This is a genomic window from Arthrobacter bambusae (assembly GCF_030812595.1).
GTDB classification, from domain to species: domain Bacteria; phylum Actinomycetota; class Actinomycetes; order Actinomycetales; family Micrococcaceae; genus Arthrobacter; species Arthrobacter bambusae_B.
Genome location: NZ_JAUSSZ010000005.1, coordinates 246,497 through 267,511, shown reverse-complemented (window position 1 = coordinate 267,511; position 21,015 = coordinate 246,497). Strand labels below are relative to the sequence as shown.

Annotated in this window: 20 protein-coding genes and 1 riboswitch; of the genes, 5 read left to right on the top strand and 15 right to left on the bottom strand. The window is 62.7% G+C overall.

Going from position 1 to position 21,015, the window contains the following annotated elements; translation table 11 throughout:
• Nucleotides 1–137: 137 nt before the first annotated feature.
• From J2S96_RS09585 to J2S96_RS09570, 4 genes are all read right to left on the bottom strand, one after another.
• Entirely contained in the window at nucleotides 138–1,238 is a 1,101-nt protein-coding gene (locus J2S96_RS09585) for a substrate-binding domain-containing protein (RefSeq protein WP_306862281.1), read from the bottom strand.
• A gap of 51 nt (nucleotides 1,239–1,289) precedes the next feature.
• Nucleotides 1,290–2,558: a multiple monosaccharide ABC transporter permease gene (mmsB, locus tag J2S96_RS09580; protein ID WP_306862277.1), complete on the bottom strand. Its 1,269-nt coding sequence runs from the start codon at nucleotides 2,556–2,558 to the stop codon at nucleotides 1,290–1,292.
• 44 nt (nucleotides 2,559–2,602) lie between these two features.
• Nucleotides 2,603–4,159 (bottom strand): multiple monosaccharide ABC transporter ATP-binding protein, encoded by a 1,557-nt coding sequence (gene mmsA, locus J2S96_RS09575; RefSeq protein WP_306862274.1) that lies wholly within the window; start codon nucleotides 4,157–4,159, stop codon nucleotides 2,603–2,605.
• A 138-nt stretch (nucleotides 4,160–4,297) separates the two neighbouring features.
• Nucleotides 4,298–5,488: an ROK family transcriptional regulator gene (locus tag J2S96_RS09570; RefSeq protein WP_306862271.1), complete on the bottom strand. Its 1,191-nt coding sequence runs from the start codon at nucleotides 5,486–5,488 to the stop codon at nucleotides 4,298–4,300.
• A 248-nt stretch (nucleotides 5,489–5,736) separates the two neighbouring features.
• Here J2S96_RS09570 and J2S96_RS09565 point away from each other — a divergent pair, with 248 nt between their 5' ends.
• Nucleotides 5,737–6,537, top strand: coding sequence for a nitrilase-related carbon-nitrogen hydrolase (locus J2S96_RS09565; RefSeq protein ID WP_306862268.1), 801 nt, complete (start codon nucleotides 5,737–5,739; stop codon nucleotides 6,535–6,537).
• Nucleotides 6,538–6,546: 9 nt separating this feature from the next.
• On the opposite strand, the gene J2S96_RS09560 is transcribed toward J2S96_RS09565, so the two are convergent.
• The 8 genes from J2S96_RS09560 to alr all read right to left on the bottom strand — a co-directional run bounded on the left by J2S96_RS09560 (nucleotide 6,547) and on the right by alr (nucleotide 13,178).
• On the bottom strand, nucleotides 6,547–6,738 hold the full coding sequence (locus tag J2S96_RS09560) for a hypothetical protein (protein WP_306862265.1): 192 nt from the start codon (nucleotides 6,736–6,738) through the stop codon (nucleotides 6,547–6,549).
• Nucleotides 6,739–6,801: 63 nt separating this feature from the next.
• Nucleotides 6,802–7,338 (bottom strand): hypothetical protein, encoded by a 537-nt coding sequence (locus J2S96_RS09555; protein ID WP_306862263.1) that lies wholly within the window; start codon nucleotides 7,336–7,338, stop codon nucleotides 6,802–6,804.
• Nucleotides 7,335–7,652 carry a hypothetical protein gene (locus J2S96_RS09550; RefSeq protein ID WP_306862260.1) on the bottom strand — a complete coding sequence of 106 codons (318 nt, stop codon included), beginning with the start codon at nucleotides 7,650–7,652 and terminating at the stop codon, nucleotides 7,335–7,337. The genes J2S96_RS09555 and J2S96_RS09550 overlap by 4 nt, the downstream gene beginning before the upstream one ends.
• A complete protein-coding gene (locus J2S96_RS09545; RefSeq protein ID WP_306862258.1) occupies nucleotides 7,636–9,063 on the bottom strand; it encodes a hypothetical protein in 1,428 nt (475 codons plus the stop codon). Before J2S96_RS09545 ends, J2S96_RS09550 begins: the two co-directional genes overlap by 17 nt.
• Nucleotides 9,063–9,779, bottom strand: coding sequence for an ATP-binding cassette domain-containing protein (locus tag J2S96_RS09540; protein ID WP_306862255.1), 717 nt, complete (start codon nucleotides 9,777–9,779; stop codon nucleotides 9,063–9,065). Before J2S96_RS09540 ends, J2S96_RS09545 begins: the two co-directional genes overlap by 1 nt.
• A gap of 72 nt (nucleotides 9,780–9,851) precedes the next feature.
• A complete protein-coding gene (locus tag J2S96_RS09535; RefSeq protein WP_306862252.1) occupies nucleotides 9,852–10,091 on the bottom strand; it encodes a hypothetical protein in 240 nt (79 codons plus the stop codon).
• A gap of 269 nt (nucleotides 10,092–10,360) precedes the next feature.
• Complete coding sequence (locus tag J2S96_RS09530) at nucleotides 10,361–11,968, bottom strand: PucR family transcriptional regulator (protein WP_306862250.1); 1,608 nt, start codon at nucleotides 11,966–11,968, stop codon at nucleotides 10,361–10,363.
• On the bottom strand, nucleotides 11,958–13,178 hold the full coding sequence (gene alr / locus J2S96_RS09525) for an alanine racemase (protein WP_306862247.1): 1,221 nt from the start codon (nucleotides 13,176–13,178) through the stop codon (nucleotides 11,958–11,960). The genes J2S96_RS09530 and alr overlap by 11 nt, the downstream gene beginning before the upstream one ends.
• Nucleotides 13,179–13,397: 219 nt before the next feature.
• On the opposite strand from alr, the gene J2S96_RS09520 reads away from it, so the two are divergent.
• Both J2S96_RS09520 and J2S96_RS09515 read left to right on the top strand, forming a co-directional pair.
• Nucleotides 13,398–14,828: an APC family permease gene (locus J2S96_RS09520; protein WP_306862313.1), complete on the top strand. Its 1,431-nt coding sequence runs from the start codon at nucleotides 13,398–13,400 to the stop codon at nucleotides 14,826–14,828.
• Nucleotides 14,825–16,540: a flavin monoamine oxidase family protein gene (locus J2S96_RS09515; protein ID WP_306862244.1), complete on the top strand. Its 1,716-nt coding sequence runs from the start codon at nucleotides 14,825–14,827 to the stop codon at nucleotides 16,538–16,540. Before J2S96_RS09520 ends, J2S96_RS09515 begins: the two co-directional genes overlap by 4 nt.
• A 13-nt stretch (nucleotides 16,541–16,553) precedes the next feature.
• On the opposite strand, the gene J2S96_RS09510 is transcribed toward J2S96_RS09515, so the two are convergent.
• From J2S96_RS09510 to purU, 3 genes are read right to left on the bottom strand one after another with little or no spacing between them, the layout of a single operon-like run.
• Nucleotides 16,554–17,078 carry a gamma carbonic anhydrase family protein gene (locus tag J2S96_RS09510; protein ID WP_306862241.1) on the bottom strand — a complete coding sequence of 175 codons (525 nt, stop codon included), beginning with the start codon at nucleotides 17,076–17,078 and terminating at the stop codon, nucleotides 16,554–16,556.
• Nucleotides 17,079–17,107: 29 nt separating this feature from the next.
• A complete protein-coding gene (locus tag J2S96_RS09505; RefSeq protein ID WP_306862239.1) occupies nucleotides 17,108–17,695 on the bottom strand; it encodes a class I SAM-dependent methyltransferase in 588 nt (195 codons plus the stop codon).
• 21 nt (nucleotides 17,696–17,716) lie between these two features.
• The gene (purU, locus tag J2S96_RS09500) at nucleotides 17,717–18,577 is read right to left on the bottom strand and encodes a formyltetrahydrofolate deformylase (RefSeq protein ID WP_306862236.1); all 861 of its coding nucleotides are present in this window, start codon (nucleotides 18,575–18,577) and stop codon (nucleotides 17,717–17,719) included.
• 36 nt (nucleotides 18,578–18,613) lie between these two features.
• Nucleotides 18,614–18,698: riboswitch (ZMP/ZTP riboswitch) on the top strand.
• 105 nt (nucleotides 18,699–18,803) lie between these two features.
• Here purU and glyA point away from each other — a divergent pair.
• Complete coding sequence (gene glyA / locus J2S96_RS09495; RefSeq protein WP_306862233.1) at nucleotides 18,804–20,102, top strand: serine hydroxymethyltransferase; 1,299 nt, start codon at nucleotides 18,804–18,806, stop codon at nucleotides 20,100–20,102.
• Between the two features lie 2 nt (nucleotides 20,103–20,104).
• Entirely contained in the window at nucleotides 20,105–21,013 is a 909-nt protein-coding gene (locus J2S96_RS09490) for a bifunctional methylenetetrahydrofolate dehydrogenase/methenyltetrahydrofolate cyclohydrolase (protein WP_370873061.1), read from the top strand.
• Nucleotides 21,014–21,015: the final 2 nt, after the last annotated feature.

The window sequence follows — 21,015 nt, the reverse complement described above, 5'->3', positions numbered from 1 at the left end:
CAAAACGCTCGGCTGGAAAACTCCAGCCGAGCGCCTACGTGATTTACTACTAACCACCTAACCAACAGGTGTTGCAACGACCCCTAGAAACCGCCGAGTGGGGATGGCCGCCGTCGTCGGTGCCTAGTTGAGAACTACTACTTGGTGATCGGTCCGAGGACCGGATCGTCCACGTAGGCCGTCTTCACGTTTGCCGCGGTCACGATGACCGGAGGCAGCAGGTATGCCGGCACGGTCTTGACGCCGTTGTTGTAGGACTTGGTGTCGTTGATTTCCGGGGTCTTGCCGGACTGGATGTCGTTGACCATGGTGATGGCGTGCTCAACGAGCTTGCGGGTGTCCTTGTTGATGGTGGAGTACTGCTCACCGGCCATGATGGACTTGACCGACTCAACTTCGGAGTCCTGTCCGGTCACGACCGGAATCGGCTTGCCGGCCGCCTTGACCGAGGTCAGGATGGCGCGGGCCAGGGTGTCGTTCGGGGACAGCACGCCGTCCAGCCCAGCGCTGGTGTAGGTGCCTGCGAGCAGGGTGTCCATGCGCTTCTGGGCGTTCTCGGCCTTCCAGCCCTGGGTAACTGCCTGCTCGAACGACTTCTGGCCGGAAAGCACCTTGAGGGTTCCGTCATCGATCTTCGGCTGCAGGACGCTCATGGCGCCGTCGAAGAAGACCTTCGCGTTGGCGTCATCGGGAGAACCTGCAAACAGCTCGATGTTGTACGGGCCGTTCGGCTTCTTGGCCTTGAGTCCGTCCAGCAGCGCCTGGCCCTGCAGCACGCCGACCTTGAAGTTGTCGTAGGCCACGTAGTAGTCCACGTTGGAGGTGTTCAGGAGCAGGCGGTCATATGCAATGACAGTGGCGCCGGCATCTTTGGCCTGCTTGAGCTGCGTACCAAGCTGAGCGCCGTCAATGGCACCGACGATGATGAGCTTGTCACCCTTGGTGATCATCGCACTGATCTGGTTCTGCTGCTCCGAAACGCCGCCGTTGGCGAACTGAACGTCCGGCTTGTAGCCTGCGCTCGTAAGCCCGTCGTTGAAGAGCTTCTCTGCCAGCACCCAGTTTTCACTGGTCTTCTGGGGGAGGGCGACGCCGATCGAGGAACCCTTGGGGAATGCCTCGCTGCCGCTTGATGAACCCCCGGAGCTGCCGTTGTCCGCACGGCCGCAGGCCGTCAGCGCCAGTGCCGCGATCGCAGCAACTGCTGCTGCCTTTCCTGCTTTACCAAACATTCGCATATCTTGGTTCGCTTTCTTTGTTGTTGTTGGAACACGTCGTCCCGAAGCCGATCAGGCTTCCTTGGAGATGGCTTCCCTGGTTGAGGAGATCTCGTCCGGAGCGTTTTCGCTGCTCCGGCCGAAGTTCTTCATCATCATTCCGATGATCGATTTCTTCCCCTGGGTCTTGTTGTAGACATCGAAGGCGACTGCTGCCAGCAGGACGAGGCCCTTGATGATCTGGGTGAGGTCTGCGCCGACGCCGAGGAGTTGGAGGCCGTTGTTGAGGACAGCCATGACAAGGCCACCGACGATCGAGCCGATCACTGTACCCACGCCACCGGTGACTGCGGCGCCACCGATGAATACGGCGGCGATCGCATCCAGTTCCCAGCCGACGCCGTCGAACGGACCCGAAGCGGTGGAACGGCCCACGAAGATCATGCCGGCGAGGCCGGCAAGGATGGACATGTTCATCATGACCATGAAATTGACCTTCTTGGACTGAACGCCGGAGAGTTCGGCCGCGTGGCGGTTGCCGCCGACTGCGTAGATGTGGCGGCCAATGACGGTCTTGGCGGAAATGAAGCCGTAGACCAGGACAAGGACGGCCAGGATGAGGCCGGGGATGGGGAACGAGGTTCCGGGGCGGCCCGTGGCGAAGAGGTATGTCGCGTAGAGGATGGCGGCGCTTACCAGCACGAGCTTGGTGACCATCACCCAGCCTTCCGTCACTTCGGCGCCCAAGGCCTGGGCGTTTCGGCGGGCACGGATCGCACCGAAGATCACGAATGCGACGGCGATAAGGCCCAGCAGGAGGGTCAGGTTGTTATATCCCGTCTTCGGCCCGACCTCAGGCAGGTATCCGGAACCCAGGTACTGGAAGTCTTCGGGGACCGGCACGGTGTTGGACTTGCCGACGAACTGGTTGAAACCGCGGAACAGCAGCATACCGGCGAGGGTCACGATGAAGGCCGGGATACCGACGAATGCAGTCCAGAATCCTTGCCAGGCTCCGATCAAGGCGCCGAGCAGGAGCCCGAACAGGACAGCTGCGTACCAGGGCAGGTGCCAGTCCCTGATGGCCAGGGCCACCGAGATACCGACGAAGGCGGCCACCGAACCCACGGAGAGGTCGATGTGGCCGGCGATGATGACCAGGACCATGCCAATGGCCAGGATCAGGATGTAGGAGTTGCCGTTGAAGAGGTTGATGACGTTGCCCGGGGTGAGCGTGCGGCCCGAGGTGAAGATCTGGAAGAAGATGACGAGTGCAACCAGTGCGAAGATCATGCCGAATTGGCGGGTGTTGCCACCAAATAGCTTCTTGAGCGCGTTCATTGTTTTGGGTCCTTGTGTCCGTGTGTTTCTGGAGGCGACCGGGGTCAGGCGGCTTTGCGGTTGGAAGTCATGAGCTTCATGAGGCTCTCCTGGCTGGCTTCGTCCTTGTTCAGCACACCCGTGATGGAGCCCTCGAAGATGGTGTAGATACGGTCGGAGAGGCCGAGCAGTTCGGGGAGTTCGGAAGAAATCACAATCACGCCCTTCCCTTGGTTGGCCAGCTGCTGGATGATCCCGTAGATCTCGTACTTGGCGCCGACGTCGATTCCGCGGGTGGGTTCATCCAGGATGAGGAGGTCCGGATCAGTGAACATCCACTTGGCGAGGACAACCTTCTGCTGGTTGCCGCCGGAGAGCTTCGACACGCCTTCCTCGACGGACGGGGTCTTGGTGCGCAGCGACTTCCGGTACTGCTCGGCCACCATGAATTCCTTGTTGGTGTCCACAACGATTCCGCGGCTGATCTTCTTCAAGTTGGCAGCTACCGTGGTGGTCTTGATGTCGTCCAGGAGGTTCAGTCCCAGGCTCTTGCGGTCCTCCGTGACGTAGCCGAGGCCGGCGTCGATCGCCTGGCGGACATTGCGCATGGTGATCGGCTTGCCGTCCTTGTACACCTGGCCCGAAATGAAGCGGCCGTACGAGTGGCCGAATACTGAGCGGGCAAGCTCGGTGCGCCCGGCGCCCATGAGGCCGGCGAAGCCCACGATTTCGCCGCGGCGGACGTGGAAGTTGGAACCTTTGCAGACCAGGCGGTCCTGGATCTGGGGGTGCCCGACCGTCCAGTCCTTGACCTCGAAGAAGACTTCGCCGATCTTCGGGGTGTGATCCGGGAACCGGGACTCGAGCGTCCGGCCGACCATGCCCTTGATGATCCGGTCTTCGTCGACGCCGTCTTCCTTGACGTTGAGGGTCTCGATGGACTTTCCGTCGCGGATGATGGTGATCTCGTCCGCGATCTGCTCGATTTCGTTGAGTTTGTGGGAAATCATGATGGAGGTGATTCCACGGCCCTTCAGGCCCAGGATCAGGTCCAGCAGGTGCTGGGAGTCGGACTCGTTGAGCGCCGCGGTGGGCTCGTCGAGGATGAGCAGTTTGACGGACTTGTTCAGGGCCTTGGCGATTTCCACCAATTGCTGCTTGCCGACGCCGATTTCCTTGATGGGGGTGTCCGGGTCCTCGCGCAGGCCAACCCGTGCGAGGAGCTCGATGGAGCGCTTGCGTGCTTCTGCCCAGTCGATGACGCCGCGGCGGACGGGTTCGTTGCCGAGGAAGATGTTTTCCATGATGGACAGCTCGGGGATCAGTGCCAGCTCCTGGTGGATGATCACGATTCCCGCATGTTCGCTGGCCCGGATGTCCTTGAACTGCTGGACTTCGGCCTGGTACACGATGTCGCCGTCGTAGCTGCCGTAGGGGTAAACCCCGGAGAGCACTTTCATCAACGTGGACTTTCCTGCACCGTTTTCCCCGCAGATCGCGTGGATTTCGCCCACCTTGACCCGGAGGCTAACGTTCGAGAGCGCCTTCACGCCGGGAAATTCCTTGGTGATGGACCGCATCTCGAGGAGAACCGGATCCTGGTGCGTTATGGGGGTCGACATACCCTCGCGCCTCCAATGTTTGACGTCGTTGTCGGCTCGGGGATGGCGAGCCTATCTGATGAGAAAGTAAACTGGATCACACCGCTTGTCGTCAAGACTTGAACGCAAGACGGCGGTAACAGCGTGGTAACGAAATCTTTAGCCCTGCTTGATTCCGGCGTGCTGGAACACCAAAGCGGCCGCCCCGAGGGCCTCCGCCCTGGCGCCGAGCGACGACATGGCAAGGTGTGTTGTCTCGCCGATTACAGGCACCGCATGGCGGACGAGGCCGCGCCGGATCGGGTCCAGGAGGATGTCGCCGAGGCCGGCCAAGGGGCCGCCCACCACGATGACTTCCGGGTTGATGAGATTCGCCACATTGCCCAACGCGCGGCCCACCGCGAGCCCGGCGTCGTCCACCACGCGAAGGGTTGCCTGATCCCTCGCCAAGGCGTTCCGAACAAGGTCCTCGGGCTCGAGGTGCAGCCCTGAGCCCTTCCCGAGCAGCTCGATCATGGTGGAGGTGGAAGCCATCGTTTCCAAGCATCCCCGGTTGCCGCAGCGGCAGATGGCGCCGTATTCGTGGATGGTTGCATGGCCGATTTCCCCCGTGATTCCCACCGCCCCGTAGTACGGTGCGCCATTGATGATGAGGCCCGCTCCGATACCGGAACCGATCTTGAGGAACATGAGGTTGCCGATCCCGCTGTGTGGCCCCCACGTGACCTCGGAGAGGGCGCCCAGATTGGCGTCGTTGTCAACGTATACGGGAAGATCGAGGGCTTCCTCCAGTCGTTCGAGAATCTGGATGCCCACCCATTCGGGCAGGATGGCTCCCTGCGCCACGGTGCCGGAACGCCGGTCGATGGGGCCGGCTATGCCAGCGCCCGCGCCCACTACGGCGCTTCGGTCAACGCCGCTTTCGAGCAGGAGTTTGTCGAGGAGGGCGACGGCGGCGCTGATGCCTTGTTCGGCGTGGTGGCCAAGGGGTAGCGTGACGGTTTCCTCGACGATGATGTGGTAGCCCAAGGAGGCCAGGACCACCCGCAGGTGGCGCCGGCCAAAGTCGATCCCGACGGCGACCGCGCCGTTGCTGTTGAGCCTGACGTTTAGAGCCCGGCGTCCGGAACTGGTGATCGGTTCGGTGGAGACGAGCCCGGCGTCTTGCATGATCTTGACGATGTTGGACACGGTTGCCGTGGAGAGGCCGGTCTGCCTGGCGAGCTCCGCCTGGGTGGAAGGGCCGCTCAGGAGGCACTCGATGAGCCGCTGCTGGTTCAGGTGGCGCAGTGCTGATTGTGAGCCGGGGTTTTTGCGGTGGCTCTTCGTCGAGCTGGATGTTGCAGGCATGACATGAAGCGTGCCTCAAATCACAGTTGCAGTCAAGAAGTTAACGCAATGGGCCAAACTTGCATTGGCGACATGGACCGAGCCCCCATTTGGTACGAACCATCCCCGGTGAGCCGCCCGCGGGTCCATTTGTCCCGTGGGGTCGGCGCTGTGGCTGGATAGGCTGGATCCAGGAGTAATTCCGGGCCCGTCTTCCAGGATGTCCTCAAAGACCGTGCGCTGGGATGCAAAGTGCAATCGAGGTGGTAATGATGCTGCTGTCCGTTCTACAGGCCAACGCAGCTGTCCTGGACGTCGACGCCAACCTGGCGACGGTCAATGCGGCGGCGCAGCGCGCCGCAGCCGCCGGGGCCTCCTTGTTGCTGACGCCCGAGCTCTTCCCTGTGGGCTACGCGCCGCTCAGGCTCCACGCGGAGCTGGATCCTGCAGTTCTCCCGAGCATCCGTAGCCGCCTTGCGGAGATCGCGCGCTCACACACTGTCGGACTCGTTTACAGCCTTCCCGCACTGGCTGCCGACGGGAGCTGGCGTATCTCCGCCACTCTTCTGGACACAGACGGAACCGTGCTTCTGGAATACGACAAAGTGCACCTCTTCGGCGGGGAGGAGCGAAAGGCGTTCTCCGCCGCCCAGGCACCCCCCGGCGTCGTGGACTTCAACGGGATCAAAACGTCGCTGCTGATTTGCTACGACGTCGAGTTTCCCGAAACTGTCCGGGCTGCGGCCACGCGAGGCGCCGAGCTTCTGCTGGTTCCAACAGCCCTGTCCGCGGGATTCGACGCTGTACCGCAGGTCCTGATCCCGGCCAGGGCCCTGGAGAGCCAGCTCAACGTGGCCTACGCGAACCACAGCGGCCACGAGGACGGTTGCGACTTCCTTGGCGGAAGCGTGGTGGCCGGTCCGGATGGTTCATTGCTCGCGGCTGCCGGGAATGGTGCGGCATTGCTGTTCGCCGAGATTTCGACAGAAAGCGTCAAGGCTGCCCGGGAACAAGTGCCGTACCTGAGCGAACGCCGCCCGGAGCTGTACCGGGAGTGGGAGAGCTCCTAGCGGGAGGACTCAGTGCCGGACCAGAACGGACAGCATCATGAACATGCCGCTCAAACAGGAACGACGCATCTGTTCAGCGTATGGGCTGTCGCCCTTGTCCCGGGCGTAGTTGGAGGTCCTTTGCTTGCTGCAGCGACGGGCCAGCCGGTCTGGGTATTCCTCGGCCTGCTGGCCTTGGCCGTCCTGCTCGGCTTCTGGCATAGCAGTTTTCGCCGACGCTCGCAGCGGCCCTGACTCGCCGAGGCCCATCGGGCGGAAGTGGGTTCAGCTGGTGGTTCCGGGCGCGAGTAAGCCAACCGGCCGGGACCACTCGCGGATTCCGAGAATGAGGCTGTGTCCGTCGCCAAAGAATGGCAGAAGGAAGACTGCATGCAGCAGGAACCAGTACTGGAGCAATGAGCCAGGTGCCAGCAGGGTAATCAGGACCCCGACTAAGCATGACGCGCCGGGACCCAGAATTGCCACTACTGCGATCTGCCACCCGTAGAGGCGCCCGACGGGAATCACGGAGAAGCGGAGGACTCCGGCAGATACCACGATGTCTGAAACCCCGCGAAACAGCCTCATGCCCGCAACATGGAACCACTCATGCACTAAAAAGCCGCCCAGGAGGAAAAGTGCATGCACAATGAGCCACACGGCGGTCTGGAAAAGGACCAGATCGGTCGTCATGGCGGCCAGGAAGGTGCACGCTGTGAAGCTGAGAACCATGGCGGCAAAAGGCCATCGGCATGACCACATGAGTTGCTTGGCTATCAGGCCGGCGGTCACATCCTGGAGGGCGATCTTGAGAAGGGTCACCCTTCGTCTGCTTGCAGGAGTCGTTTCTTGTGGAGCTTTAGTCGTTCCAGGACTGATGCAACGGCAACATAGAAGACCAATGATATCGAGAAGACCAACGCGATGGGCGCGCCGTTCGAAACGCCGATTTCCAGCGCGGTCGCCCCGTCTGCCTGTTCGTGAGGTTCGAAGAAGAGGGCGCCGAACAGGCCAAATTTCCTGACTCCCATTTCTGAGGCCGAAAACATTGTAGTGATGAAACTCGTGACAACAACGATCATGGTGACAACAAAAGAGACCGTCAGCCCGGTGATGAATCTAAGCAACCACTTCATTGCGCGCAATCCTCTCCATTCTTCGCATACCAAGGATGCTGTAAAAGACGACCAGTAAGTTGAGGGCCGTGAAAATTGCCGTGTTGGTAATTGGCTCGAAATTAAAGACGTTCAACCCAAGTGCGACAATCATGACGAGTACCAGGGTGAGTAGGACTCCGATGATGACAGTGAATGGGTTCCCCTTCTCGGGAGGGAAAGCGATGCCGACCAGTGTTGAAATGAGGATGTTGCTCAAGCAGAATCCGAGCACTGGCAGACACGCTTCGAAAGGAACTCCCTGGGCCACAGAGAGCCCGATGACAGGAACGCCCACAACCACGAGGAGGACGCCTTGCGAGCCCACGAGGCGTAAGTAGTTCGCAACGGTGCGGCCCGGGTAGGTGGCCATGCGTCGCAGGGGCTCCGAGTTTGAAAATGCGTAGACTCCCTGAAATGTTATGAGAGCAAGGACGTAGGGTGGTAATACCAGATGCTCGAACCAGGCGAAGACCGAATAGATGAGGATGAAAGAGAATGCCACCATGGTTTCGAAACTTCGAAACAAAACCAGAATGTAAACGCCGAACTTACGCCCTGCCAACCATGAGGGCAGCACGACGAAGAATCGACGCATCGGAACATAGTTCCTGGGTGCGGTGACCACTATTGCGGGAATCATTGCTGCTGATGTCGCAAGCAGCACTAAAATGGAAAACCAGAGCCCGACGTCTTCCTGCAGCTTCGCGTACAGCAGGATCGGTGCATTGTATTCGCGCCCGGATACGTAGCTTTCGGCGATCTGGCTGCTCTGCTCGTTGGTTTGAGGAAAGGCCACGGCCAGCCCGATAGCCAGCACCATCGGGACTACCAGACCACGAAGTCGTGCGATCCCGATTGCCTGTAGAGCACGTTCAAGGAGATAGTAGCCGAGGCTCAGAAGCAGGTACGTTGAAATAGCGGGAAACCAGATGGACGCGAGAACCCTCGGAATGTAATCAGTACCCTCGATCAGCACGGTGGAAATCGAGAACGCACCGAAAACGAAGGCGGTCACAAGGAGAACGAGGGACGACTCAAAGAGCGCAAAGGCCATCGTCCTTTCCTTGTTGGTCACTGGCAGATTGAAGGAGAGCTTCAGAAGCTCATCTGCCTTCATGAACAGCACCCGGATCAGTGTGTATGCAATAAGTACCCAGAATCCGACCGATGCGTTGGCGACTTGAAGAACAGGCTCAAGCAGTCCGGTTCCACCGAGATACTGGCGGATGACCACATAGCTCAACACGCTGAATCCTGCGAACGCGGCAACGAGTAGGAATATGGCCGACAACCGAGCGGCCGGGCTGGCCAACAATCCCCGGCCCACCACGCGTCTCACGATGAAGAGCCAGAACAATCGGAACAGCAGAACCACGCTCTTGGGGTGCATTATGACGGCTCCATTGCCCGGATGAATTCGTTGGCTAGGTCAGCTATCGTGCCGTGATCTTGGATAATTTTCCGGACCGGCGCCTGAACCACCAGGGCGCCTTGGTTGAGAAGCGACAGCTCGTCAGCCACGTGTTCCAGCATGGTGAAGTCGTGACTGCACAGGAGAACTGACCGTCCTTCTTTGGCGAGATTTCGGATATCGCGCTCGAAGAGTTTGATGGCGTCGATGTCGACACCGTTGAGGGTCTCATCGATGACGGTAAGCCTTCGCCGGAGCATGAATGCGGCGATGAGTTGCAACTTCTTCCTCATGCCGTGTGAGTAGTCTTCGATCAGGTCGCGGTGCCTGTCCCGCATGGAGTACCTGGCGAATTGCGTCCTCAATGCTTCCTGATCCAAGGGTTGTCCATAGAGCCCGTGCATGAAACGCACGTATTCCGCGCCTGTAAGGAACTCAGGGAGATAATCGTTGCTTGACAAGTAGATTGAAGACATCTTGGCGCTGCGGCTCTGATTGTTGTCGGACCCGATGGAGACGCGGCCGCTTTGAAGTTGGAGCAGGTCCAGGATGACCTTTATCAGGGTGGACTTTCCAGACCCATTGGGACCGATGAGGCCCATGACCTGGTTGTCGGCGATCGTGAACGAGACGTCATGAAGCACTTGGGTTCTGGAGTTATATGCGTAGTTGACGTTGGCAACACTGAGAGTCATAAGGCGTGATTCCGATGCTCTGGTCGTGGTGGCACGGTGCCAGTGCCACCACGACGGCTAGCTTGCTGGCAATTACCTGCACTCAACCCATACGGAGACACCCCATTGGCTCCAGCTCCAGTTGCCGGTAAAACGGCCTCGTCCCTGCGTCAAGCACCAGACGGCCATCGCTGCGAGCATTGCAAAAGCAAGCACCATCAGGACGGCGAGAACCACCAGAAACCAGCCATCGTAGCGAACAATCATTTCGTCAATCTTGGTTCGTGCCGTTGCCATGGCGCTGCTTGCATTCAATGCGGTCGTAGTGAGCATTTCGTTCCTCCACTTCGATTTGAGCTACTGGCGACTGCCCGTAGCCGGCAGTCGCATGTTAGGCCCCGAAAACCGCGTCTCAGTGCTCAATCGGCGAAATTAAGTGGTGAAACCGGCCAAAATACGTGCAAAATCGACGTTTCTCAGTGTGCCAACGGCACCTTCTCCGTGTGTTTGGCCGTTCTGCACGGAGGCACAGCCGCGGCCCGGTGGACGGGGATCGTAGCGGTACGGCAACGCACACCAGCTTCCAACCCGGCGGCGCGCGACTAAGCGTCCCCTCCGCCCACCAAACCGTCCGTGTACTGCAGCGCGATCCAGAGCTCGGCGCGCACTTGGGCCTGGTTCAGGTCGGTGTCGAGCAGCTCGGCCAAGACGCCGATTTGCCGGCGCACGCTGTTCCGGTGCAACCCCAGCAGCTTCGCTGAGGCGTCCCAGCTGCCGTTTTCGCTCAGCCATCCCCGGAGGACTGCCAAAAGGGGATCGCGCTTGTCGGCTTCCAACGAAAGCACCGGTTCAAGGAGCCTCGCGGCCAGCATGGAGCCGGCTTCGCGCCCCAGGAGGCCGGTGACGGACCAGGTGACCTCGTCGACGCGGGCACTTCGTCCACTGGATTGCACCCGGCTTCGGAGCGACGTCACCCTCTGGTGCGCTGCGGCGAGGCCTGTCAGTTCGGTGGGATCCCCGATGACGAGCCGCCAGCCCAGCTTTTCAACGTCAGCCAGGAGCGCGTCGTCCACCTTCAAACGGGTGATCGCAGCGAATCCGTAATCGGTGATTTCCACCAATTTGGTGTCGAAGAGGCGCCGCCATTGCAGTAGCTCACGCACGGGGCTGTCGCCCGCGGGCCATTCGGGGGAGTCCACCTTGATGCCTTGGACCACGCGCAGGGGAGCGGACCGGGTGGAGGACAGGCTTTGAGCGAGGAGGTCCTTGAGCCCGTTGACATGCCGGGTCCCGCCGGTGGCAAGGCTTTCAGGGTGCAGCAGCAGCGCCGTCGCCAATTGGCTGGGTGCGAGCGAGCCGCTGGTCCGCTGGCGAACGAGCAGCTCCAGCAGCCCCACGACGGACTGCACCACGCTGTTCTGGGCGGGAGTCAGCGCGCCGTCCGAGCCCAGGATCAGGGCGCCCAAGTTTGCGTCTTTGGTGCTCCGGAGCGGGTGGCCGAAAACCATCTCGGACCCCGGCTGCTCAAAGCCGTCCATTTCAACCCTGGGCCCACTGCCCGAAAGAAGCCGTTCCAGCATGGGCTCCAAGAGTGAATGCTCGACGCCGGTGCTGCCTCCGGCTGCGTGGGCGCGCGCCCGTACCCGCCCGTCCGCTCCGACGAGAAGCGCCCAGACGGGGACCTTCTGGACCAAAGCCGCGAGCAGCTCGTGTTCAGGCCTGGGGGAGAGGACAGCCCGCATGAGTTGCCTGTTGGTGTCCGCAAGCTGGCGGAAGACCTTCGCGTTATCGGATTCCAGGAGCTGGGAGAACTCCAGCCCGATCGCGGCAAACGGAATGGACTCCGGGATTTCAATCAAGGTGAGCTGATGCCGGCGGCACGCCTTGAGCAGCTCGGCCGGGACGGCGTCGAAATACGGCCTGATCCCGAACCCCAACGCGGCCACCTTGGCCCCGACCAGGCGTTTCACGTACGCATCGACGTTTTCCCTGGACCCGCCCTCCCCCAGGAAAGGGAGTCCCGCGGTGAGCAGGAACTCCCCTTCCGGCAGGTAGGGGGTAGGGTCGTCCAATTCGCTGGGTTCAACCCAGCGCAGCAGCTCCGCGCCGCTGCCGCCGTCGTGGAGTATCTCCAACTCGGGCGGCAGCTGCTTCAGGAACTGCTCAAGCGTGACGAAGCTCAGGCGGCCGGGGCTCGGCTCAAGAGGCATCGCTCGCTGCCTCCTGGTAATCGGGGCACTCGTATGCGCCGGACTCATATCCGCGGGGCAGCCTCGGCGCGATGCGGTTGATGATCTCATCACCATGGCTTCCGATGGCAGCACCCCAGTCGTCGGCGCTGGCAGCCCCTCCCGCCGGATCGCCGAACAGGACGGCAGTGTCACCCACCTCGATTCCAGCCGCATCCGGGCCGAGGTCCACCATGAATTGGTCCATGCATACCTTGCCGATCACGGGGACTTTCCGCCCAGCGATCTGGACCAGGCTCCGGCCGCTGATGCCCTTCGGGATGCCGTCGGCATAGCCGAGCGGGATGAGTCCGAGGTAGCGGGGCTCGTGGGTGATGGCCTGGTGTTCGTAGCTGACTCCAGTCCCCGCTGGGACTTTTTTGACCATGACGAGCGGTGCGGTGACGCTCAAGGCCGGGCGCAGTCCGAAGTCGGCAGGATCGAGGTGGTCGGCGGGGGCCAAGCCGTAGATGGCCAGGCCGGCGCGGACCATGTCGAAGTGGAATTCGGGCCGGTCCAGAATGTTGGCCGAACTCGAAACATGCCGCAGCTGCGGGTCCAGCCCGGCGGCACGGGCTTCGCGGACGGCGTCTTCGAACTCCGCCACGGCTGCGGCGTTACCGGGATGGGCGGGGACATCGGCCCAGGCCAGGTGGGTCCAGATGCCGCGGACCAGAACCGTGCCGTCCTTCTCCGCCTTGCGTGCCTGGGCCACGAGATCGGGCCAGTCTTCCTTCCGCGCGCCGCCGCGGCTGAGGCCGCTGTCGAGCTCCAAATGCACGACAGCGGGGCGCCCCAGTTGCCTTGCGATCCCGGCCAGGACCTCAAGTTGACCGATGCTCCCAAGCGAAACATCGACGTCGTACTCCAGTGCCTCCCGGATAGTCGCGCTGGTCTGGGATGCCAGATAAAGCCACGACAGGACCGGCACGGTGATGCCGGCCCGGCGCAAGGCGATGGCTTCGCTCAATTGGGCCGTTCCCAGCCAATCCGCCCCTGCCGCCAAAGCCGTGCGGGCAACCTCGACGAGCCCGTGGCCGTAGCCGTTCCCCTTGACCACGGCCATGAAGTGCGGCGCGGCAGTGCGCTTTTTCAGTGCTTTGATGTTGTCTGAAATCGCAGACAAATCAACGCTGACCTGTCCGGACAGCGCCGCTTCCGGCGCCGTTTCTGATTGTGCAATACGTCTCATGGTTGATCACTATAGGTTATTTTGCACCTCCATGAGAGCTGGCTCACAGGCTTACGGTGGACACGGGAAACCGCAAACTACTCTGAAGGGACGTCAACGGTGACTGTGCCTACCTCCACCCAGACCAATCCAACGCACGACACAGATACGGGTTCCGGCAACGCCGCCCGCCGCCCGGGCCTCGGTGCGCAACTCCTGCGCCGCAAGCCCATCGGGCAAATGGTCAGCGAAGCCGGAAGCAGCCACGGCGGAACGCCGCTCGTCCGCAGCTTCGGCGTCCTCCAGCTGACCATGATCAGCGTCGGTGCCACTCTGGGCACCGGCATCCTGGTGATCCTGGGCGAGTCCGTGCCACTGGCAGGACCCGCGGTCTGGATTTCCTTCGTGGTGGCGGGACTTGCGGCATTGCTGTCCGCTGTGTCCTACGCCGAAATGGCGGGCCTGGTGCCCGTAGCCGGTTCGAGCTACTCCTACTCCTACGCCACGATGGGCGAGGGAATGGCCTGGATCTGCGGTTCGTGCCTCGTCCTCGAATACGCGGTGTCCGTTGCTGCCGTGGCCGTAGGCGCGGGCCAGTACGTGAATGAAACCCTCGCCGCATTCGGACAGGTACTGCCGGACGCCATGTCCCAGCCGCCGGGCAGTGGCGGGGTGGTCAATGTTCCGGCGATGGTGATCGTGGTCCTCGCCATGATCCTGCTGGTGCGTGGTGCGAAGGAGAGCGCCTGGATCAACACCGCGATTGTCGCCGTCAAGGTGGTCATCCTGCTGTTCTTCTGCGCTGTTGCCTTCACCGCTTTCAACGCCGGGAACTTCGAACCCCTCATGCCGATGGGCGCCGCGGGTGTCTCGGCTGCCGCATCCAGGGTCTTCTTCTCCTACATCGGATTCGACGCTGCCTCGACCGCCGGCGAGGAAGCCCGCAACCCCAAGCGCGACCTGCCCCGGGCCATCCTCCTTTCCATGGTGATCGTCACCAGCCTCTACGTCCTGGTGGCCGTTGCCGCCATCGGTGCCCGTCCCTGGGAATGGTTCGGCGGCACTGAAGCTGCCCTGGTGCAGATCCTCGAGGAAACCACCCACCAGCCCTGGATCGCCCTCGTGTTCTCGGTGGGGGCCGTGCTCGCCATCGCCAGCATCGTCCTGACCGTGCTCTATGGCCAGACCCGCATCCTGCTCTCCATGTCCCGTGACGGGCTCGTCCCGCAGGTCTTCGGCCGCGTCTCCCGCCGGACCGGCACCCCCGTGGCCGGAACGCTGATCGTGGGCACCGCCGTCGCACTCACCGCGGGACTTGTGCCGCTCGGCGCGCTCGCAGACGCCACCAGCATCGGCACCCTCTTCGCGTTCGCACTGGTCAACGTCGCCGTCATCTACCTGCGGCGCAACCGCCCGGAACTCAAGCGCAGCTTCCGCGTCCCGCTCTACCCGATCACCCCCGTCCTGGGCACCCTGATGTGCGCCTACCTCATGGCAAACCTCGGTGCCGACACCTGGGTAGTGTTCGGCGGCTGGATGCTCGTGGGCATCGCCCTCTACTTCGGCTACGGACGCCGCAACTCCAAGGTGGCGGCCCTGAGCGATCAGGAATACCGTGAACTATCCGCAAGGGTCTCGGACCCGGAAACTGTGAAGGCAGAACTTTCATGACCATCGCCACCGAATTGCCCGCGGCACAGGCCCCCGAACCGGGCACCCGCAAAGCAACGCCGGCCGAGGCTCCCATCACCATGCTGAACCCGGATTTCCCGTTCAGCTACGACCACTATCTGGCGCATCCGGATGGCTTGGCGGTCGTTCCGCCGGAACTCTACGGGACTGAAGTCGCCGTGATCGGTGCCGGCCTCTCCGGACTCGTCACGGCCTACGAACTTATGAAGCTCGGGCTCCGCCCCGTGGTCTACGAGGCCGACCAGATCGGCGGACGGCTCCGCACAGCGAGCTTCCCTTCCGCCCCCGGAGTGGTTGCCGACCTTGGCGGCATGCGGTTCCCGGTATCAGGCAAGGCTTTCTACCACTACGTGGATCTCCTGGGACTGGACACCCAGGACTTCCCCAACCCGCTCGCGCCCGCAACATCGAGTACCGTGATCGAGCTGGCAGGGAAGAAGCACTACGCCGCCACCTCGGCGGACCTGCCGGACTTCTTCCACGAGGTTGCCGCCGCGTGGAAGGCCGCCGTCAATGACGGCGCCGCGTTCCAGGAAATGCAGACGGCCATCCGGGCCCGGGACACCGCCCGCATCAAAGAACTGTGGAACGAGCTTCTCCCGCTCATGGACGAGCAGACGTTCTATGGTTTCATCGCCGCGAGCAACGCCTTCAAAGAGGCAGGCTTCGCGCACCGGGAAGCCTTCGGGCAAGTCGGTTTCGGCACCGGCGGTTGGGACACTGACTTCCCCAACTCCATCCTCGAGATCCTGCGCGTCGTCTACACCGATGCCGATGACCAGCACCGGCTCATCAGCGGGGGAGCGCAGCGTCTCCCCGAGGCACTCTGGCACCACGCGCCGTCGGGCATTGCGCACTGGCCCGAAGGCACGTCACTGGCATCGTTGCACTCCGGCTCCCCGCGCGGAGCCGTGGACCGCATTGAACGCGGCAGCAACGGAGACCTCATGGTGCGCGAGCGGTGGGGCCGGGAAACCGGCTACCCGGCCGTTGTGACCACGTGCCAGTCGTGGCTGTTGTCCACGCGCATCCACACCGAGGAATCGCTCTTCCCCGCCGAATTGTGGACAGCGATCGAGCGCTCGCACTACATGCAGTCGTCTAAGACCTTCGTCATGGTTGACCGGCCATTCTGGAAGGACATCGACCCCGAAACGGGCCGCGAAGTGCTGTCCATGACGCTGACCGACCGGCTCAACCGGGCCACCTACCTGCTCGACGACGGCCCGGACAAGCCCGCAGTCATCCTGCTTTCCTACACGTGGAACGACGACGCCTTGAAGTGGCTCTCGCTCAGCGCCGAAGAACGCGTCAAGCTCATGCTGCACTCGCTCGAGCAGATTTACCCGGGCGTGGACATCGCGAGCCACATTGTGGGGCAGCCCATTACCGTTTCCTGGGAGGCCGACCCCAACTTCATGGGTGCCTTCAAGGCCAACCTGCCGGGGCACTACCGCTACCAGCAGCGGCTGTTCACGCACTTCAAGCAGGACAAGCTGCCCGAGAGCCAGCGGGGTATCTTCCTGGCCGGCGACGACGTCTCGTTCACCGCGGGCTGGGCGGAAGGCGCCGTCACCACGGGCCTGAACGCCGTCTGGGGCGTCGTGAACCACCTCGGCGGTTCATCCGTGGCTGGCAACCCGGGTCCCGGCGAGCTGTTGGACGAGCTCGGACCGATCAGCCTGGACTAACTTCCGCTGAGGGCTACGCCGCGGCGTGCATTTCCCTGTGCGCCGCGGCGAGTTCCTTGTAGTGCGCCGCGTTGTGCTTCACGCCGTCGAGCTCTTCTTCGCTCAGTTCGCGGCGCACTTTGGCGGGCACCCCGGCAACCAGGGATCGCGGCGGGATGACGGTTCCCTCGAGCACGACCGCGCCGGCCGCAACGAGCGAGCCCGTGCCGATGACGGCGCCGTTCAGGATGGTGGCGCTCATGCCGATGAGGCAGTCGTCCTCCACCGTGCAGCCATGGACGACGGCGCTGTGCCCGACGCTGACCCGTTCGCCGACGGTGCAGGGGAAGCCGGGATCGGCGTGCAGGACCACGTTGTCCTGCAGGTTCGAGCCGGCGCCGACGCTGATGGCAGCGGTGTCTGCCCGGACGGACACGCCATAGAAAGCGCTGGAGTCCTCGCCGAGGGTGGCCTTGCCGATGATGGAAGCCGTGGGTGCCACGAACGCGGAGTCATGGATGACCGGGGTGTCCCCGGCAAAAGTGTAGATGGGAGCCATGGGGCAAGCTTAGGGCCCACACGGCCTGCTCAAGGAGTCCGGAGCACCAGGAACTGGTAATGCTGGGTCCAGTTCCCGGCTCCGGGTCCGGATTCTGCTCCGGTGCCCTCGGGCCACGTCTGGAAATGCTCCACCGTTCCATGGTCGCCGAAGACGCGCCGGACCGTTTCGTCGCTGCGCCGGCTGAAGAAACGCCGCGGTTCGTCCAGGTCCTCGGGGTTGAGGACCTCTTCATCCTCACCTGACCAGAGCCCGACGGCGATTGGCGCACCGGGTGCAGTGACCCGCACGAGTTCGCTCACGACGTCGTGGATTGCCGTGTTGGGGACGTGCAGGAGCGTGCTCATGGTCCACGCGGCCGGGAACGTGCCGTCCGCGAAGGGCAACGAGAGGCCGCTGGCGACGCTGGCGTCCAGTCCCTTGGCACGGGCGAGGTGGATGCTTTCCTCGGAAAGGTCCACGCCCGTGTAATGCAGGCCCGCCCTGACGAACTCCCGGCCTTCGATTCCTGTGCCGCAGCCCAGTTCGAACAGCGAATGGCGGTGCTCCGCCTTGAGCAGGCGGATGAACCAATCACGGCAGTCGATCCGATGCGAGGTCATGGGAATGCCCTCCATGGACCCAGCCTAGAACGGAGCCTAGTTGAACACTACGGTCCGGGTGCCATCGAGCAGGACGCGGTGCTCGGCATGCCACTGCACGGCCTGGGCCAGCGTGCGGCCCTCGACATCGCGGCCCATCTGCACGAATTGCTCGGCTGTGCGGGCGTGGTCCACCCGGATGACTTCCTGCTCGATGATCGGGCCCTCGTCGAGGTCCGCCGTGACGTAGTGGGCGGTGGCTCCGATGATCTTCACGCCCCGCGCATGCGCCTGGTGGTAGGGCTTGGCGCCCTTGAAGGACGGCAGGAAGGAGTGATGGATGTTGATGGCCTTGCCGTTGAGCTCGGTGCAGAGCTCGTTGGAGAGGACCTGCATGTAACGCGCAAGGACGGTCAGTTCGATGCCGTGCTCGTGGATGAGTTCGAGCAGCTTGGCCTCGGCCTGTGGCTTGGTGTCGGGAGTGACCGGGATGTGGTGGAAGGGGATCCCATAGAACTCCGCCAGGCTTTCGAGGTCGCGGTGGTTGGAGACGATGGCCGGAACCTCGATGGGGAGGGTTCCGGAGCGCTGCTGGAAGAGCAGATCGTTGAGGCAGTGTGCGTCCTTCGAACCCAGGATCAGGGTCCGGACCTTTTGGCCCACCGGATTGATCTGCCACTTCATGCCGAATTCTTCGGCCACCGGCGCCAGCGCCGAAGAAAGCTCCGCCTGGGTCGAGCTCGTCGTGGCTTCCACCCGCATGAAGAAGTTTCCCGTGCTGGGGCTGCCGTATTGCTGGGAATCGGCGATATTGCAGCCGGCCTCCAACAAGGCGCCCGCAACGGCGTACACAATTCCAGGCCGGTCCGGGCAAGACAGGGTCACAACAAAAGACGTAGGCAGGGTGGAGTCAGTCACACGATCAAGCCTACCGTTGCCCACCTGTTGTACTGTTTAAGTCGTCGCGACTGGCGTTGGGTGGTGTACCACCAGGGAGCGGCATTTTGAAGACCACGGATCGTACGCCTGGGCCGAGGGTCACGTCTTACCCTCGCTGTGCCATGCCCCGTAATCAAAGGCATGGAAAAAACCCAGCCGGTAGCCTGACCTGTAGAAATACCCGTTGCCTATCCAGGAGACCTTCGTGACCACCACCACCGTTAACTCCGCGACCATCAGCAACCAGCCGCTTGCCGAACTCGACCCCGAGATCGCCGCCGTTCTGGAACAGGAACTCGGCCGCCAGCGCGGCACCCTGGAAATGATCGCTTCCGAGAACTTTGCGCCCCGCGCCGTCATGGAGGCCCAGGGTTCTGTCCTGACCAACAAGTACGCCGAAGGCTACCCCGGCCGCCGCTACTACGGCGGCTGTGAATACGTCGACGTCGCAGAGCAGCTGGCCATTGACCGCGTGAAGGCTCTCTTCGGTGCCGAGTACGCCAACGTCCAGCCGCACTCGGGTGCGCAGGCCAACGCCGCGGCCCTGTCCGCCATGATCACCCCCGGTGACAAGATCCTGGGCCTTTCCCTGGCTCACGGTGGCCACCTGACCCACGGCATGAAGCTCAACTTCTCCGGGAAGCTCTACAACGTCGCTGCCTACCAGGTCGAAGAAGACAACTTCCGCGTGGACATGGACAAGCTCCGCGAACAGGCCATTGCCGAGAAGCCCCAGGTAATCATCGCCGGCTGGTCCGCTTACCCGCGCCACCTCGACTTTGCAGCCTTCCGCTCCATCGCCGACGAGGTTGGCGCGCTCCTCTGGACGGACATGGCCCATTTCGCGGGCCTCGTCGCAGCAGGCCTGCACCCGAGCCCGGTGCCGCACTCCGACGTCGTCACCTCCACGGTGCACAAGACGCTTTCCGGTCCGCGTTCCGGCGTGATCCTGGCCAAGCAGGAGTGGGCGAAGAAGCTCAACTCCAACGTGTTCCCGGGCCAGCAGGGCGGCCCGCTCATGCACGTGATCGCGGCCAAGGCCGTTGCTTTCAAGATCGCTGCCGGCGAGGAATTCAAGGAGCGCCAGGAGCGCGTCCTCGAAGGCGCCAAGATCATCGCCGACCGCCTCAACCAGGCCGATGTCGCTGAAGCTGGTGTCTCCGTGCTGACCGGCGGCACCGACGTCCACCTGGTCCTCGTGGACCTGCGCAACTCGCAGCTGGACGGCCAGCAGGCCGAAGACCTCCTGCACTCCGTGGGCATCACCGTCAACCGCAACGCCGTTCCGTTCGACCCCCGCCCGCCGATGGTCACCTCCGGCCTGCGCATCGGTACCCCGGCATTGGCTACCCGCGGCTTCGGTGCCACCGAATTCACCGAGGTTGCCGAGATCATCGCTTCTGCGCTGAAGTCCGGATCGGCTACCGATGTCGAAGCCTTGCAGGCCCGGGTCGACAAGCTCGCCGCCGACTTCCCGCTGTACCCGCAGCACGAGCAGTGGTAAGCATGACGGAAGCAGGGATGGCCAAGAGTGCCCAGCTTCTCGACGGTAGGGCTGCTGCGGCGGAGATCAAGGCTGAGCTGAAAGAGCGCGTGGCGGCCCTCAAGGCTCGCGGAATCACGCCGGGGATCGCAACGGTACTGGTCGGAGCGGATCCGGCGTCACAGCTGTACGTGTCCATGAAGCACAAGCAGTCACGGGAAATCGGGATGAACTCGATCCAGCGTGAGCTGCCTGCGGATGCCACGCAGGCCGAGGTAGAGGCGCTCATTGACGAACTCAACGCCGATCCTTCGTGCCACGGCTATATCGTCCAGTTGCCGCTGCCCAAGCACCTTGACACCGATGCGATCCTTGAGCGGATCGATCCTGCCAAGGACGCGGACGGGCTTCACCCCACGAACTTGGGCCGCCTTGTGCTCAACGTCAACCGGGAGATTACTTCGCCGCTGCCGTGCACACCGCGCGGTGTCATCGAGCTGCTTGTGCGCAACGGCTACAGCCTCGCGGGCAAGCACGTAGTCGTGGTGGGACGCGGAGTCACCATTGGCCGCTCCATCGGCCTGCTTCTTACCCGACGGGCAGTCAACGCGACCGTGACGCTCACACACACCGGCACAAAGAACCTTTCGGAGTTGCTGCGGCAGGCGGACGTCATCGTGGGGGCCGCCGGCGTGAAGCACATCGTCAAGGCCGCGGACGTCAAGCCAGGCGCCGCCGTACTCGACGTCGGGGTCACCCGGGAGACCGATCCGGAAACAGGCAAGAGCACGGTCCACGGAGACGTCGACCCAGCGGCTGCCGAGGTGGCCGGCTGGATTTCTCCCAACCCCGGTGGAGTTGGCCCGATGACAGTTGCACTACTCATGACCAATGTGGTGGAAGCCGCGGAACGCCAAGCGGGCATCGCCTAGGG

What these genes read in the sequence shown, in the direction of transcription:
- J2S96_RS09585 (WP_306862281.1), bottom strand. Translation starts at nt 1,238, where the DNA reads ATGCGAATGTTTGGTAAAGCAGGAAAGGCAGCAGCAGTTGCTGCGATC.
- mmsB (WP_306862277.1), bottom strand. Translation starts at nt 2,558, where the DNA reads ATGAACGCGCTCAAGAAGCTATTTGGTGGCAACACCCGCCAATTCGGC.
- mmsA (WP_306862274.1), bottom strand. Translation starts at nt 4,159, where the DNA reads ATGTCGACCCCCATAACGCACCAGGATCCGGTTCTCCTCGAGATGCGG.
- J2S96_RS09570 (WP_306862271.1), bottom strand. Translation starts at nt 5,488, where the DNA reads ATGCCTGCAACATCCAGCTCGACGAAGAGCCACCGCAAAAACCCCGGC.
- J2S96_RS09565 (WP_306862268.1), top strand. Translation starts at nt 5,737, where the DNA reads ATGATGCTGCTGTCCGTTCTACAGGCCAACGCAGCTGTCCTGGACGTC.
- J2S96_RS09560 (WP_306862265.1), bottom strand. Translation starts at nt 6,738, where the DNA reads ATGCCAGAAGCCGAGCAGGACGGCCAAGGCCAGCAGGCCGAGGAATAC.
- J2S96_RS09550 (WP_306862260.1), bottom strand. Translation starts at nt 7,652, where the DNA reads ATGAAGTGGTTGCTTAGATTCATCACCGGGCTGACGGTCTCTTTTGTT.
- J2S96_RS09545 (WP_306862258.1), bottom strand. Translation starts at nt 9,063, where the DNA reads ATGCACCCCAAGAGCGTGGTTCTGCTGTTCCGATTGTTCTGGCTCTTC.
- J2S96_RS09540 (WP_306862255.1), bottom strand. Translation starts at nt 9,779, where the DNA reads ATGACTCTCAGTGTTGCCAACGTCAACTACGCATATAACTCCAGAACC.
- J2S96_RS09535 (WP_306862252.1), bottom strand. Translation starts at nt 10,091, where the DNA reads ATGCTCACTACGACCGCATTGAATGCAAGCAGCGCCATGGCAACGGCA.
- J2S96_RS09530 (WP_306862250.1), bottom strand. Translation starts at nt 11,968, where the DNA reads ATGCCTCTTGAGCCGAGCCCCGGCCGCCTGAGCTTCGTCACGCTTGAG.
- alr (WP_306862247.1), bottom strand. Translation starts at nt 13,178, where the DNA reads ATGAGACGTATTGCACAATCAGAAACGGCGCCGGAAGCGGCGCTGTCC.
- J2S96_RS09520 (WP_306862313.1), top strand. Translation starts at nt 13,398, where the DNA reads ATGGTCAGCGAAGCCGGAAGCAGCCACGGCGGAACGCCGCTCGTCCGC.
- J2S96_RS09515 (WP_306862244.1), top strand. Translation starts at nt 14,825, where the DNA reads ATGACCATCGCCACCGAATTGCCCGCGGCACAGGCCCCCGAACCGGGC.
- J2S96_RS09510 (WP_306862241.1), bottom strand. Translation starts at nt 17,078, where the DNA reads ATGGCTCCCATCTACACTTTTGCCGGGGACACCCCGGTCATCCATGAC.
- J2S96_RS09505 (WP_306862239.1), bottom strand. Translation starts at nt 17,695, where the DNA reads ATGGAGGGCATTCCCATGACCTCGCATCGGATCGACTGCCGTGATTGG.
- J2S96_RS09490 (WP_370873061.1), top strand. Translation starts at nt 20,105, where the DNA reads ATGACGGAAGCAGGGATGGCCAAGAGTGCCCAGCTTCTCGACGGTAGG.